Below are 13,996 nucleotides of genomic sequence, written 5' to 3'. Positions count from 1 at the left end.
CTACACTCCGCCCGCCGGGTGGGTGACCAGCAGGGCCGTACGTCCCGATTCGTCGGACCCGACCGCCCTGCGCGGGTTCGATCGCCACCGCCCCGGACCTCGGTTCGGCCTGGTCGGGACCTTCGGCCCGTGCACTTGACGCACGATGCGGGTAGAAACGAGGGATGATCCGCGTGTTCCTCCTCGATGACCATGAAGTTGTCCGCCGTGGCCTGGCCGACCTGCTGCAGAGCAGCGGCGACATCGAGGTGGTCGGCGAGTCCGGCTCCGCGCAGGAGGCGGCCCGGCGTATCCCGGCGTTGCGGCCCGACGTGGCGATCCTCGACGCACGGCTGCCCGACGGCAACGGCATCGACGTGTGCCGCGACGTCCGCGCCGTCGACTCGTCCATCAAGGGCCTGATCCTCACCTCGTACGAGGACGACGAGGCGCTGTTCGCGGCGATCATGGCGGGTGCCGCCGGGTACGTGCTCAAGCAGATCCGTGGCACCGACCTGGTCGACGCGGTGCGCCGGGTGGCGGCCGGTCAGTCGCTGCTCGACCCGGCGATCACCACCCGGGTGCTGGAGCGCATCCGCAACGGCGTCGAGCAGCCGCGCGAGCTGAAGTCGCTCACCGAGCAGGAGCGGCGAATCCTGGAGTACGTGGCGGAGGGGCTGACCAACCGGGAGATCGCCGGGCGGATGTTCCTGGCGGAGAAGACGGTGAAGAACTACGTCTCCAGCGTGCTGGCCAAGCTGGGTCTGGAGCGCCGCACCCAGGCCGCCGTCCTGGCCACCCGCCTGCTCGGCAAGACCCCCTGACCCGACCCTCGTGGGTCAGGTCAGTCGCGTAGCGGCACGGACCAGCTCACCTCGGTGCCGTGCGGCTCGACCGGGCGGACCGTGAAGGTGCCGGCGTGACGTTCGGCGCGTTCGCGCAGGTTGACCAGCCCGCCCCGGGCGGCGGCCGGGTCGCAGCCCACCCCGTCGTCGGTGACGGTGACGGTGACGTGGCCGCCGTCGACGCGTACGGCCACGGTGACCTGGTTGGCCCGCGCGTGGCGGACCGCGTTGGACAGCGCTTCGCGCAGCACGGCGGTGAGGTCCGGGCGGACCGCGTCCGGGACCGCGCTGTCCACCGGCCCGGTCAGCTCCAGGCGGGGCTTGTGGCCCAGCGACTCGGCGGCCACCTCGATCGCCTCACGGATCTCGGTACGCAGCGCCGCGGTCATGGGCGTACGCAGCTCGAAGATGGTCCGGCGGATGTCCCGGATGGTGGCGTCCAGGTCGTCGACGGCCGCGTTGATCCGCTTGGCCACCTCCGGGCGGGCCATCATCGGCGCGGCGCTCTGTAGTTGCAGGCCGGTGGCGAAGAGCCGCTGGATCACCACGTCGTGCAGGTCGCGGGCGATCCGTTCGCGGTCCTCCAGGACCACCAGCAGCTCCCGCTCCTCCTGGCCACGGGCACGCTCCATGGCCAGCGCCGCCTGCCCGGCGAAGCTGCCCAGCAGGGCCACGTCCTCCTCGCTGGCACCACCGCCGCGCTCGGGGCGGTGTGCCACGACCAGCACGCCGTGCAGGGTCTCGGCGGTGGTCAGTGGTGAGATCACCGCCGGCCCGGTGTCCAGCACCGCCGGCCACGGTGCGGCGTGCGCGAGATTGTCCACCTGGTCGTGCTGGCCCTTGACGACGGCCGCGCCGAAGCTGGTGTCGGCGAACGGCAGGACCGCGCCGACCAGCCCTCGGGCCTGCTCGTCGGCGCCGTCGACCACCTCCACCGTGAACTGCGCGCTGTCGGTGTCGTAGAGCAGCACCAGCGCCAGCTCCGCCTCGGCGACCTCCCGGGCGCGGCGGGCGACCAACGCCAACGCGTCGGTACGGCGTACCTCCCCGAGCAGCACCGTGGTGATCTCGGCGGTGGCGGCGAGCCAGCGTTCCCGCCGGTGCGCCAGGGCGTACAGGCGGGCGTTCTCGATGGCGACGCCGGCGGCGGCGGCGAGCGCGACGACGATCTCCTCGTCGTCCTCGGTGAACTGCGCGCCGCCCTGCTTCTCCGCCAGGTAGAGATTGCCGAACACCTGGTCGCGGATGCGGACCGGCACCCCCAGGAAGCTGTGCATCGGCGGGTGGTTGGCCGGGAAGCCGAACGAGAGCGGGTGCTGGGTGATGTCCGGCATCCGCAGCGGCCGGGGGTCGTCGATGAGCAGGCCGAGGACGCCCCGCCCGTGTGGCAGGTCACCGATCTGCTCGTGCTGCTCAGGGGTGATGCCGTACACGATGAAGTCGTACAGCAACCGGTCCGGACCGATCACGCCCAGCGCGCCGTACCGGGCGCCGACCAGCTCGCAGGCCGCCTCCACGATGCGTTGCAGGGTGGTGCGCAGATCCAGGTCGGTGCCGATGCTGACCACCGCGTCGAGCAGGGCGCGCAGCCGCTCCCGGCTGGTGACCACCTCGCCGACCCGGACCAGCATCTCCTGCAGCAGCTCGTCGAGGCGCACACGTGACAGCGGGCTCAGCCCGAGCGACGGGGTCGCTGGCGGTTCCTGACGGGGGTGCGGCACGCTGCTGGTCACCGGGCGATGGTAGCTCCGGTTTCCCTCGGGGTCAGACTCGTCAGCCCTGCTCGGAGCGGACCGCGGAGGTGTCGACCACCTGCGCGGTGGCCAGCCGCGGCGTGTGCGGCGGACCCGCGTGCTCCGGGTCCGCGATGCCCAACCGCAGCACGATGTACGGGAAGCCGATCCCGGAGAGGAGCTGGCGCAGCGTCTGCCGGGTGCCGGGCACCTCCACCACCGCGCTGAGGGGCACCACCGACACGCCGAGCCGAGTGGCGGTCAGCCAGCCGGCGGAGAGCGCCTCGCCGGCGCGCAGCCAGCTGTCCGGTTCGTCCTCGTCGCCGTGCAACATCGCGTACATCGCCATGCGGTCGTGGCCGGGACCGACCGGCAGGCTGCCGGGGCGGCCGAAGTCGCGGCCCGGCACGGTGGTCTGCGGAGGCTGCTCGGGCAGCACCTCCGGCGGCAGGCCGGTGCCGTCGCCGGCACGGCTGGTCCAGTACGCCAGCTCGGCGCGCAACTCCGGATCCTCGGCCTCGACCGTGTCGGCGTGCCCGGCGGTGGCGGCCAGCTCCAACATCTGGTCGTGGTCGAGGATCTGCAGCCGGCAGCCCTCGGCGGTGACCGCCTGGATGATCTCCTTGATCGCGGTGGACGGCACCGGCTCGTCGCTGACCGGCCGCCGGTCGGTGTGTCGGATCTGCATGCACTGCACCATGCGCATGGCGTCCGGGTCGGCCGCGGTCCGGCTCAGGTCGGTCAGTCGGGCCAGCAGCTCGCTGTCGCCCGGGTCGGGCAGCCGCTCCACCACGGCGCGCCACCCCTCGGCCGCCAGCGCCAAGCGGGCGTGGTGCAGGGCGGTGCCACAGCTGATCGCGAGCAGTCGGCCCTCCGGGTCGGTGGCGGCGAGCTGCCGGTCGGCGACCGAGCGCAGCTCCAGCGCGTCGGGCAGCACCCGCCACCGCCACGGCTGGGTGTTGTGCACCGAAGGGGCGTGGCCGGCGGTCGCGGCAGCCTCCGCCAGCGCGGTGGCCACCTGACTTTCCTGACTCATTCTCACGACCTTTCGTCTCTGCCCATCGTGCCTCACCGCGCGGTTCGTGCGTGGCTCGCCGCTCCATCCTGTGACATGCGGCGGCGTCCCGCACGGGTCGCAGGTCCCGACCAGCCGGTTCGTCACGCCTGCCAGGGTCAGCGTTCCTTGACCACCGCGACCGGGCAGTCGGCGTGTTGGATCAGCTGTTGGCTGACCGAGCCGAGCAGCATCCCGGCCAGCCCGCCCCGGCCCCGGCTGCCGACCACCACCAGCCGCGCGTCGCGGCTGGCCTCGATCAGCATCGCCGCCGGGCTGCCCGGGACCAGGTCCACGCTGATGGTCAGCTCGGCGAACGTCCGCCGCCACGGCTCCAGCGCCTGCTCCACCGCGGCCCGCTCGTCGGGCACCCCGGCCGCCCCTCCGGGGCCCGGTGTCCAGGCGTGCAGCACGCGCAGCGGCACCTGCCGCTGCGCCGCCCGTTCGGCCGCGAAGCCGAGCGCCACCAGCGACTGCTCCGAGCCGTCCACGCCGACCGCCACCGGGCCGGGCGACGCGTCGGTCAGAGCGCTACCGGGCCCGTCCCGGACCACCACGACCGGGCAGTGTGCGTGCGCGGCTACCGATACCGCCGTCGACCCGGCCAGCAGACCACCGAACCCGCCGTGGCCTCGGCTGCCGAGCACCAGCAGCCCGGCCTCGGCGGAGCGTTCCTGCAGCACCAGGGCCGGCGGCCCGTCGTACACCTCGCCGGTGATCGTGAGCCCGGGGTGCGCGGCGCCGGCGTCCGCCGCGGCCTTGCGCACCAGGTCCTCGACCTGCCGGCGGGCGGTGTCGTCCGGCCAGATCCCCGGCGCCACCCCCGGGCCGACCCAGCCGGCCACGGTCAACCATTCGAAGACGTACGCCAGCCGCACCGGTTGGCCGCTGTGCCGAGCCTCTTCCAGCGCCCAGTTCAGGGCTACGGAGGCGTCGGTGGAGCCGTCGTAGCCAACCAGGATCTCCGCGTCACGCACGTCGTCCTCCTCAGGGGTTGGTCGGGTCGGTTTCGCGGACCCAGCGCCACTCGGCGACCTGGGGGTCGTCCTCGCCGTACTGGCGGGTGTAGTCGCGCGCCGACTGGCGGGCGTCGACCATCTGCTGGCGCAGGTGCGCCGTGCGCGCGCCCAGGCCGGGCACCCGGTCGATGACGTCGATGACGAGGTGGAAGCGGTCCAGGTCGTTGAGCATCACCATGTCGAACGGGGTGGTGGTGGTGCCTTCCTCCTTGTAGCCGCGCACGTGCAGGTTGTCGTGGTTGGTGCGGCGGTAGGTGAGTCGGTGGATCAGCCACGGGTAGCCGTGGTACGCGAAGATGATCGGCCGGTCCTCGGTGAAGATGGTGTCGAATTCGCTGTCGGTCAGGCCGTGCGGGTGCTCGGTGTCCGGCTGGAGTCGCATCAGGTCGACCACGTTGACCAGTCGCACCTTCAGCTCGGGGAGGTGCTGGCGCAGCAGCTCGGCGGCGGCCAGCGTCTCCAGGGTGGGCACGTCCCCGCAGCAGGCGAGCACCACGTCCGGCTCGCTGTCGCCGTCGCTGCTGGCCCACTCCCAGATTCCCAGGCCACGCCGGGTGTGCTGGATCGCCTCGGCCATCGTCAGCCAGTTCGGTGCCGGCTGCTTACCGGCCACCACCACGTTGATGTAGTGCCGGCTGCGCAGGCAGTGGTCCGTCGTGGCGAGCAGAGTGTTGGCGTCCGGCGGCAGGTAGACCCGCACCACCTCGGCCTTCTTGTTGACCACGTGGTCGATGAAGCCCGGGTCCTGGTGGGAGAAGCCGTTGTGGTCCTGACGCCAGACGTGGCTGGACAACAGGTAGTTCAGCGACGCGATCGGTTGCCGCCAGGGAATGGCCCGGGTCACCTTCAGCCACTTGGCGTGCTGGTTGAGCATCGAGTCGACGATGTGAATGAACGCCTCGTAGCTGGTGAACACGCCGTGTCGGCCGGTCAGGAGATAGCCCTCCAGCCAGCCCTGGCACAGATGCTCGGAGAGCACCTCCATGACCCTGCCGTCGGGGGAGAGGTGGTCGTCACCGGGCACGGTGACGGCCACCCACGCCCGGTCGGTCACCTCGAACGCTGCGCCCAGCCGGTTGGAGGCGACCTCGTCCGGGCCGAAGAGTCGGAACGTCCGCGGGTTGGCGGCGATGACGTCGCGGATCCACGGGCCGAGCGTCCCGGTCGCGCTGGCCATCGTCTTGCCCGGTTCGGGGACGTCCACGCCGTATTCGCGGAAGTCGGGCAGGGCCAGGTCGCGCAGCACCAGGCCGCCGTTGGTGACCGGGTTGGCGCTCATCCGCCGGTCGCCGCGCGGCGGCAGGGCCCGCAGCTCCTCCACCGGCGCGCCGGTGGCGTCGAACAGCTCCTCCGGCCGGTAGCTGCGCAGCCAGTGCTCCAGCTCGGCCAGGTGCGCCGCGTTGTCGCGTACCCCCGACAGTGGCACCTGGTGGGCGCGGTACGTGCCCTCCACCTGGGTGCCGTCGACCTCGCGGGGGCCGGTCCAGCCCTTCGGCGTACGCAGGATGATCATCGGCCAGCGGGGACGTTCGACGACGCCCCCGGAGCGGGCTCGCCGCTGGATCTCGGCGATCTCGTCCAGAGCGCGGTCCAGTGTCGCCGCGAGGATGCGGTGCACCTGGGCGGGGTCGTCGCCGGCCACCACGTACGGCTGGTAGCCCGATCCGCGCATGAGATCGAGCAGGTCGGCCTCGGGGATCCGGGACAGCACCGTCGGGTTGGCGATCTTGTAACCGTTGAGGTGCAGGATGGGCAGCACCGCACCGTCGCGCGCCGGGTTGAGGAACACGTCGGAGAGCCAGCTGCCGGCCAGCGGCCCGGTCTCCGCCTCGCCGTCGCCGACCACGCAGGCCACCACCAGGTCCGGGTGGTCGAACGCGGCGCCGTAGGCGTGGCTCAACGCGTACCCCAGCTCGCCGCCCTCGTGGATCGAGCCCGGCACGTCCGCCGCGACGTGGCTGGGGATGCCGCCCGGGAAGGAGAACTGGCGGAAGAGCTTGGACATCCCCGCCTCGTCGCGTGCAACGTCGTGGTAATGCTCCGACCAGGTGCCCTCCAGCCAGGTGTTGGCCACGATGGCCGGGCCGCCGTGCCCGGGGCCGGTCACCAGCATGGCGTTGACGTCGCGCGCGACGATCACCCGGTTGAGGTGGGCGTAGATCAGGTTGAGCCCGGGGCTGGTGCCCCAGTGCCCGAGCAGTCGAGGCTTGATGTCATCGCGGGTCAGCGGCTCCCGCAGCAGCGGGTTGCCCAGCAGGTAGATCTGCCCGACGGTGAGGTAGTTCGCGGCGCGCCAGTAGGCGTCCAGCCGGCGCAGCTCGTCGTCGGTGAGGGCGCGGTGCACGTCGAGAGCGGTGTCCATCATGCTGCCTCTCGCGGGTAGGGGGCCGTCCAGCGTCCAGCTTCGCCGCTGCGGACGCCCCGGGTCAGGGCCGTTGGTCCCGCACCGGGCGGGCGTCGGGCCCGGTCAGCGGCACCTCGGCCAGGCCGCGGACGACGACCACCGGGGCCGGGGAGTGGTAGAGCAGGGACTGGGCGACCGCGCCCAGCATGGCCCGGGCGGGTTCGTCGCCGCGGGCGGCGACGAGCGTCACCTGTGCGGTGCGGGACGTGTCGATCAGCACCTGGCTGGGATCGCCACGCACGACGCGGCATTCGGTAGGCATCGCGCCGTGGCTGACGGTGTGCCGGGCCAGCGCCTCGCTGAGCTGCTCGGCGACCGCGTCGGTGTCCTCGTCGTACTCCACCACTCGCAGCGCCACAAGCCGGGCGCCCCGGTGGGCCGCGCACATCACGGCCCACTGCAGAGCGAGGTGTGAGCTGGGTGAGCCGTCCACCCCGACCAGCACCGGGCCCTGCGGCGGCGGCTCGCGGCGGACCACCAACAGCGGGCAGCCGGCCCGTGCGGCCAACTGCACGGCAGGCGTTTCGGCCGGGACGCACTGGCCGCTGCCTGCCATTCCGCTGTCGCCGACGGCCAGCAGGAAGGCCGCCTCCGACCGGCGGATGAGCGTGGGCAGCATGGCGCTCTCGACGATCTCGGCCTGCACGGTCAGCCCTGGCTCGGTCTGGTGGGCGAGTTGGGCGGCCCGCGTGATCAGCTCTTCGGCCTGGTCGCGGGGCACGGCGACGGTGTCCGCGGCGAAGGCAGCGTGCCAGTCGAAGGTGTGCAGCAGGTGCAGTGGCCGGCCCTGCCCGGCGGCCTCCTGCGCGGCCTGTTCGACGACCGGGAGGTCGAGATCCGACCCGAGGCCGACCAGCACCGCTGCGTCGGCGGGTGCGGCCATCCCACATCACCTCCCGGGCGTCGCGCCCGGCACGGCCAAGCTGTCCCTGACCGAGGGTAGTCGGATAGGCGCGGCGGCGGGCCGGATCGGTGTGGGTTCCCAGCGAAGGTGCCAGGTTCGCGGCCACTCAGTCGAGACAGAACTCGTTGCCCTCGATGTCCTGCATCACGAGGCACGACTCGTTGTCGTCATCGGCAGGCAGGAGTCGCACGCGTGCCGCGCCGAGCGCGACCAGTCGCGCGCATTCGGCCTCAAGCACGGCCAGGCGCTCGTCACCCACGAGCCCGGTGCCGACCCGCACGTCGAGATGCAGCCGATTCTTGACGACCTTGCCCTCGGGAACACGTTGGAAGAACAGTCGCGGGCCCACACCCGAGGGATCAACGCAGGCGAACGCTGAACCCTGATCCGGAGGCGGCAGCGTGCGATCGAAATCGTCCCAGGTGGCAAACCCCTCCGGTGGCGGCGGCACGACGTAGCCCAACACCTCGCACCAGAAACGAGCGAGTCGCTCAGGTTCTGTGCAGTCGAAGGTGACCTGGACCTGCTTGACCGATGCCATCTGTCCACTATAGAAGCGTCTTTCGTCGTCCACGGGCCCGTCCTTGGCGGGGGCTCGGGCTGCCACCGTTCACGGGCTCGTCAACTGGGGTTGACACGAGTGGCGCTGTCAACGTATGTTGACGGCATGAGTCAGGCGACAGAACTCGCGGCGGCAGCCGGCAGCACCGACCCCCGGGTCGGGCTGCGCGCCGTCCGCGCGCTGAGCCGGCTGCTCGAGCGGCTTGAGGTGGTCCAGGTGGACAACGCCCGTCGACAGGGCTGGTCCTGGCAGGAGATCGCCGACGCGCTCGAGGTCAGCCGGCAGGCGGTGCACAAGAAGCACGCCGGGCGACCGGCGATCAACTCATCCTGGGAGGCGTGATGTTCGAACGGTTCACCGACCGGGCGCGCGACGTCGTGCGACGTGCGCTGGAGGAGGCGCGGGCCGAAGGCCAGCGGCCAGTCGGCACGGAGCACCTGCTACTCGCCCTGCTCGCCGACGACGCCGGACTGGCCAGGCAGGTGCTCACCGACGCCGGGGTGCGCGCCGACGACCTCCGCGAGCGCGTCCGACGGCACACCGTCAGCGGCGGTGCCGGCCTCGGCGACGCCGACGCTGCGGCCCTTCGGGAGATCGGCATCGACCTGGCCGCGATCGTGGCCCGCATCGAGCAGTCCTTCGGCCCGGACGCGCTGCGCGAGGCGGTGCCGGCACCGCGCCGCCGCTGGACGCGCAAGCGATACCTCGGCGGCCCGTTCTCGCCCCGCTCCAAGAAGGCGCTGGAGTTGTCACTGCGGGAGGCGCTGCGCCTGCGCCACCGCCACATCGGCACCGAGCACATCCTGCTCGGGGTGCTCCGGGAGGGGCACGGGCTGGGCGCGCTGGTGCTCACCGAATCCGGGGTCGACCTCGACGATCTGCGCCGACGGGTGGAGCTCGCGCTCCGGGCGGCGGCGTGACGGGCGCGAGCGCGTTGAAACCTGTCTGTGGCACTTCCGACGTCGGCCGCTCGCCGGGTCGCTGAAGCCGTCCGGGTGCTGCACACTGGCGCCGTGGATGCTGGACACGACAGGCGGCCCTCGGGCGGCGACGGCGGGCTGCGCTCCGCGGTGGTGGTCAACCCGGTCAAGGTCGACGATCTCGACGAACTGCGCCGCACCGTCGAGGATGCCCTGACCGCCGCCGGCTGGCCCGCGCCGCAGTGGTACGAGACGACCGCTGACGACCCGGGCCGCGGTCAGACCGAGCAGGCCGTCAAGGCCGGCGTCGACCTGGTCTTCGCCTGCGGCGGTGACGGCACCGTGATGTCCTGCGTCAGCGCGCTGGTCGGCACCGACGTGGCCCTCGCCGTGCTGCCGCAGGGCACCGGCAACCTACTCGCCGCCAACCTGGGGCTCTCCACCGACATGGCTGCCGGGCTGGAGGTCGCCATCGAGCGCGGCCGACGGCTCCTCGACGTCGGCGCCGTCGAGGACAAGTACTTCACCGTGATGGCCGGCATGGGCTTCGACGCCCAGATGCTGGCCGCCACCTCCGAGACCACCAAGGCCCGCATCGGCTGGCCGGCGTACGTGGTGGGCGCCGCCCGCCACCTACGGGACCGGCCGATGCGGGTGCAGATCCGCATCGACGACCGCCCGCCGGTGCGCCGCCGGGCCCGCTCGGTGCTGATCGCCAACGTCGGCCGGCTCCAGGGCGGGGTACGCCTGCTCACCGAGGCCGAGCCGGACGACGGCTGGCTCGACGTCGCCGTGCTCACTCCGCGCAACCTGCGGCACTGGCTCGCACTCGGCTGGGCGGTCATCCGCCGCAGCGGCAAGGTGCCGCAGATGGAGGTGTTCCGGGGCCGGCGCGTGGTGGTCACCAGCAACCGGGACCAGCCTCGGGAGCTGGACGGCGACCTCATCTCCCCGGGCCGCCAGCTGTTGGCGGAGGTCCGGCCCCAGGCGCTCTGGCTCTGCGTCCCACAACCCGAGGACGCCCCCGACCTTGCCGTCGATGCGCAACGCGCCGGGGAGCGGGGCGAGCAGCTGATCGAGGAAGCGCGCCGTGAGTAGCACCCGGATCGTGCCGGAGACCCGGCTGATGGCCGACGCGGAGCTGTCCGCCGACGACGCCTGGCGCACCCTGCGCCGCAAGGGCGGCTGGCACCTGCTGCGGGACGCCTTCATCCGCTTTCGCTACGGCGACGGGTTCAGCCATTCCCGCGCCTTCGCCCTGCAGCTCTGCCTCGCCGTGGTGCCGTTCCTGATCGCCCTCACCGGCCTGATCAGCGAGTTGGGCGTCGAAGAGGGCGGCCGCGTGGTCGCCGACACCGTCCTCGCGCTCACCCCCGGCCAGAGCGAGCAGATGGTCGCCGGGCTGCTCGGCGAGGGCGAACGTGTCGAGGACGCTGGCGAGCTGGCGCTCACCCTCGGCCTGCTCACCGGGCTGGTCGCGCTGACCACCACGATGGCTCAGATCGAACGGGGTGCCAACCGCATCTACGGCGTGGAGCGGGACCGCCCGGCGCTGTCGAAGTACCTCCGTGCCGCCGTGCTGGCCGTCACCGCCGGCCTGCCCGCGTTGGCCGGCTTCCTGATCCTGGTCGCCGGCGGGGCGGTGGGCGACTCGGTGCGGGAGCACTACGAGTGGGGTGCCCTCGCTAACGGCGTCTGGAACGTGGTCCGCTTTCCCCTGAGCCTCGGGTTGACCGTGCTCGCCGTGGCGGTGCTGTTCCGGCGCGCGCCGCGCCGCAGGCAGCCCGGCCTCTCCTGGCTGTTCTTCGGCGCCGGCATCGCCACGGCGCTGTGGTGGCTGGCCAGCCTGCTGCTCGCCGCGTACGTGCGGTTCAGCGACGATTTCGGGCAGACCTACGGCGCGCTGACCGGGATGATGGCGCTGCTGCTCTGGGCCAACCTCACCGGCATGGCGCTCTTCGGTGGGCTGGCCTTCGCCGCCCAGCTGGAGGCGTTGCGCATCGGCGTGCAGGAGCCCGCCCAACCAGACCTGTGGGAGCCCGAGGCCGACCGCGCCGAGCTTCTGGACACCGGGGACATGACGGCGCTCTAGCGGCCCGTGGTGTACGGGCCGCGCAGATCGGGTAAAGCGCACCGCCAGGCAGACAAGGGAGGTGCGGGGTGACCGCGGTCAAAGAGGTGGCGCGGCGTCCGATCGGTCATTTCACCGAGCGGAGCATCGCTGGTCTGGTCGCCGTCACCGGCGCCGGGGTGGCCTTCGGGCTGCTGTTGTTGCTCGTCCGGGTGCGGTGGAGCCCGTTGCAGGACGCCGACCACGCGGTCGCCGAGTGGTTCAACGGGCTCGTCGCCCCGCACCACGCACTCGTCACCGTCCTGGAGGCGGTGACCGACCTGGGCGGCCGGCCGATCCTCATCTGGTTGGTCACCATCGCCGTGGTCGGGTTGCTGATCCGGCGCCAGCCACGCCTCGCCGTCTACCTGATCATCACCGGGGTCGGTGGCCTGATCCTCGACCCGTCACTGAAGACGCTGGTCGGCCGGCTCCGCCCGGTCGTGGACGTGCCGATCGCCAGCGCCCCGGGCAACAGCTTCCCGAGTGGGCACGCGCTGGGCTCGTTCGTCGCGTACGGGGCCCTGCTGCTGGTGTTCCTGCCGGCGATGGCCCCCCGCTGGCGCAAGCTGGCGATCGTCGGTGTCGGCGTGCTGGTGGCGCTGATCGGCCTGACCCGGATCGCGCTGGGCGTGCACTTCATCTCGGACGTGTTGGCCGGCTGGCTGCTCGGCGCCGCGTGGCTGGGCGTCACCGCGTACGCCTTCCGGATGTGGCGGCGCGAGCGCGGGCGCCCGGTGGCGCCACTGACCGAGGGCCTGGAGCCGGAGGCGGGGCACGACATCGCCCCCGCCCCGGCCGAGGAGCACGTGCTGGCCCATCCCCGCTCGGCGGTGGCCGAGCTGCTGGTCGGCTGGGTGCTCGTGTTCGGGGCGCTGTACGGCTTCGGCACGTACGTCAGCTACCACGCCAAGGGCACCATCTTCGCCACGCTCGACACCGAGGTGCCGCGCTGGTTCGCCGAGCGGCACACCGACGTGCTGACCGACGTGAGCTGGTGGTGGAGCAAGTTCGGTGACACCCACGCGATCCTGCTGATCTCGCTGGTGTTCTGCCCACTGGTGCTGGCGGTCTGGCGGCGCTGGCGGCCGGTGCTCTTCGTGGCGCTGGCGATGGTGGGTGAGCTGACCCTCTTCCTCGCCTCGGCCCGCGCGGTCGACCGGCCGCGCCCGGCCGTGGAGAACCTGGACGGGCAGATGCCCACCTCGTCGTTCCCGTCGGGGCACATCGCGGCCACGATCTGCATCTGGCTGGCGATCGCCGTCATCGTGCTGCCGCGTACCGATCGGTGGTGGCGTTGGATCTTCGTGGCGTTGGCTGTGATCATGCCGGTCGGGGTGGCCACCTCCCGCATGTACCGGGGGATGCACCACCCGACCGACTTCATGGGCGCGATCCTGCTCTCCGCGCTCTGGATCGGGCTGCTCTACCTCGTCATCCGCCCGAACGCCGACCTGAAGGAAGGCAACCAGCCGGCCATCGAGTCCGAGGATGTGGACACCCTCGACGACGAGCTGGCGCGGGCCGGCCGAGCCGACTGAGCACCGCCGTGCTGCGAGTGATGACCTGGAACATCCGCACCGGCGGTCGGGATCGAGGCGGCCCGGACCGGCTGGATCAGGTGGTCCAGGTCGTCAACGAGCAGGCACCGGACGTACTGGCTCTCCAGGAGCTGCGCGGCTTCGACCGCGCCGGGGTCATGGCTGAGGTGGCGGGCCGGGTGGGGATGACGCCCCGCCTGGCCCGGTCCTGCTTCGGGCAGCCCGTGGCGGTGCTGGTCCGGCCGCCGTTGCAGGCCATCGAGGCGGGGACGCTGCGCCGGCCGTTCCATCACGCCGCGGCCCGCGTCGTGGTGGCCACCTCCGCCGGCCCGCTCACCGTGCTCGGCACCCACCTCTATCCGTACTCCGGGGGACGACGGCGGATGGAGGTCGACTGGCTGGTCGCCGCGATGCGACGCTCCGAGGGGCCGCTGACGTTGATCACCGGTGACCTCAACTCGCTCGACCCGACCGTCGATCACACCGCCCGCCTCGGCGGCATGCCCAGCCTCTACCGGCGGCGGCACCTGCGCCGGTCCGGTGGCGACGTGGACACCCGCGCGATCGCCCGGCTGCTCGCCGCCGGCCTGGTCGACCTGTGGCCCTCGTCCGCCGCCGGAGCACCGGAGACCGAAGGGCTCACCGTCCCCACCCGGCTCGGCGGGGCCGAGTTCGCCGGGATGCGACTGGACTACCTGCTCGGCACCCGCGCGTTGGCCGAGCGGGTCCGCGACTGCCGGGTGATCCGTGGCGGAGCGGCGGACACCGCCTCCGACCACTATCCGCTGCTGGCCGAAGTGGACCTCGCCGGTAGCTGACCGCTCGGGCAGCCGTATATCGCGCCGGTGATGCGCACACCCACGTCGAGTGGGAAGTTGATCCTCGGCTTGCGTCGCGTGGCAAATGATTGACATGGGTAAATCAT

At 72.2% G+C, this 13,996-nt stretch carries 13 protein-coding genes; 7 read left to right on the top strand and 6 right to left on the bottom strand.

From position 1 onward, the window contains the following. Positions 1 to 164 precede the first annotated feature (164 nt). A complete protein-coding gene (locus tag ABZT18_RS00925; RefSeq protein WP_030336079.1) occupies positions 165 to 803 on the top strand; it encodes a response regulator transcription factor in 639 nt (212 codons plus the stop codon). Between the two features lie 20 nt (positions 804 to 823). Here the strand turns inward: ABZT18_RS00925 and ABZT18_RS00920 are convergent, their stop codons facing one another. The 6 genes from ABZT18_RS00920 to ABZT18_RS00895 all read right to left on the bottom strand — a co-directional run bounded on the left by ABZT18_RS00920 (position 824) and on the right by ABZT18_RS00895 (position 8,479). After that, positions 824 to 2,500, bottom strand: coding sequence for a GAF domain-containing sensor histidine kinase (locus ABZT18_RS00920; RefSeq protein WP_355250200.1), 1,677 nt, complete (start codon positions 2,498 to 2,500; stop codon positions 824 to 826). A gap of 97 nt (positions 2,501 to 2,597) precedes the next feature. Continuing rightward, positions 2,598 to 3,593, bottom strand: a complete 996-nt coding sequence (locus ABZT18_RS00915) for a nitroreductase (RefSeq protein ID WP_354993424.1) — start codon at positions 3,591 to 3,593, stop codon at positions 2,598 to 2,600. Positions 3,594 to 3,730: 137 nt separating this feature from the next. Beyond that, complete coding sequence (locus ABZT18_RS00910) at positions 3,731 to 4,588, bottom strand: universal stress protein (protein WP_355250088.1); 858 nt, start codon at positions 4,586 to 4,588, stop codon at positions 3,731 to 3,733. 10 nt (positions 4,589 to 4,598) lie between these two features. After that, a complete protein-coding gene (locus ABZT18_RS00905; protein ID WP_355250197.1) occupies positions 4,599 to 6,992 on the bottom strand; it encodes a phosphoketolase family protein in 2,394 nt (797 codons plus the stop codon). A gap of 64 nt (positions 6,993 to 7,056) precedes the next feature. Then, positions 7,057 to 7,917, bottom strand: coding sequence for a universal stress protein (locus tag ABZT18_RS00900; protein ID WP_354993426.1), 861 nt, complete (start codon positions 7,915 to 7,917; stop codon positions 7,057 to 7,059). A gap of 127 nt (positions 7,918 to 8,044) precedes the next feature. Continuing rightward, complete coding sequence (locus tag ABZT18_RS00895) at positions 8,045 to 8,479, bottom strand: VOC family protein (protein ID WP_354993427.1); 435 nt, start codon at positions 8,477 to 8,479, stop codon at positions 8,045 to 8,047. A 126-nt stretch (positions 8,480 to 8,605) separates the two neighbouring features. Between ABZT18_RS00895 and ABZT18_RS00890 the strand changes: the two genes are divergently transcribed. From ABZT18_RS00890 to ABZT18_RS00865, 6 genes are all read left to right on the top strand, one after another. After that, positions 8,606 to 8,842, top strand: a complete 237-nt coding sequence (locus tag ABZT18_RS00890) for an HTH domain-containing protein (protein WP_354993428.1) — start codon at positions 8,606 to 8,608, stop codon at positions 8,840 to 8,842. Then, positions 8,842 to 9,420: a Clp protease N-terminal domain-containing protein gene (locus tag ABZT18_RS00885; protein WP_354993429.1), complete on the top strand. Its 579-nt coding sequence runs from the start codon at positions 8,842 to 8,844 to the stop codon at positions 9,418 to 9,420. The genes ABZT18_RS00890 and ABZT18_RS00885 overlap by 1 nt, the downstream gene beginning before the upstream one ends. Before the next feature lie 93 nt (positions 9,421 to 9,513). Continuing rightward, positions 9,514 to 10,518 carry a diacylglycerol kinase family protein gene (locus ABZT18_RS00880; protein WP_354993430.1) on the top strand — a complete coding sequence of 335 codons (1,005 nt, stop codon included), beginning with the start codon at positions 9,514 to 9,516 and terminating at the stop codon, positions 10,516 to 10,518. Further along, positions 10,511 to 11,512 (top strand): YihY/virulence factor BrkB family protein, encoded by a 1,002-nt coding sequence (locus ABZT18_RS00875; RefSeq protein ID WP_354993431.1) that lies wholly within the window; start codon positions 10,511 to 10,513, stop codon positions 11,510 to 11,512. Before ABZT18_RS00880 ends, ABZT18_RS00875 begins: the two co-directional genes overlap by 8 nt. A gap of 68 nt (positions 11,513 to 11,580) precedes the next feature. After that, positions 11,581 to 13,071 (top strand): phosphatase PAP2 family protein, encoded by a 1,491-nt coding sequence (locus tag ABZT18_RS00870; protein WP_354993432.1) that lies wholly within the window; start codon positions 11,581 to 11,583, stop codon positions 13,069 to 13,071. Positions 13,072 to 13,079: 8 nt separating this feature from the next. Next, complete coding sequence (locus ABZT18_RS00865; protein ID WP_355250085.1) at positions 13,080 to 13,889, top strand: endonuclease/exonuclease/phosphatase family protein; 810 nt, start codon at positions 13,080 to 13,082, stop codon at positions 13,887 to 13,889. The last annotated feature ends 107 nt before the right edge of the window (positions 13,890 to 13,996 follow it).

The organism is Micromonospora sp. NPDC005291 (genome assembly GCF_040607415.1).
In the GTDB taxonomy this organism is placed as follows: domain Bacteria; phylum Actinomycetota; class Actinomycetes; order Mycobacteriales; family Micromonosporaceae; genus Micromonospora.
Note: the sequence above shows the minus strand (reverse complement) of the source record. Positions and strands in the feature narration are given on the sequence as shown.

Bases quoted from the DNA above. Each gene is read 5' to 3' on its own strand.
- ABZT18_RS00925 (WP_030336079.1), top strand. From the start codon at position 165: ATGATCCGCGTGTTCCTCCTCGATGACCATGAAGTTGTCCGCCGTGGC.
- ABZT18_RS00915 (WP_354993424.1), bottom strand. From the start codon at position 3,593: ATGAGTCAGGAAAGTCAGGTGGCCACCGCGCTGGCGGAGGCTGCCGCG.
- ABZT18_RS00905 (WP_355250197.1), bottom strand. From the start codon at position 6,992: ATGGACACCGCTCTCGACGTGCACCGCGCCCTCACCGACGACGAGCTG.
- ABZT18_RS00900 (WP_354993426.1), bottom strand. From the start codon at position 7,917: ATGGCCGCACCCGCCGACGCAGCGGTGCTGGTCGGCCTCGGGTCGGAT.
- ABZT18_RS00895 (WP_354993427.1), bottom strand. From the start codon at position 8,479: ATGGCATCGGTCAAGCAGGTCCAGGTCACCTTCGACTGCACAGAACCT.
- ABZT18_RS00890 (WP_354993428.1), top strand. From the start codon at position 8,606: ATGAGTCAGGCGACAGAACTCGCGGCGGCAGCCGGCAGCACCGACCCC.
- ABZT18_RS00885 (WP_354993429.1), top strand. From the start codon at position 8,842: ATGTTCGAACGGTTCACCGACCGGGCGCGCGACGTCGTGCGACGTGCG.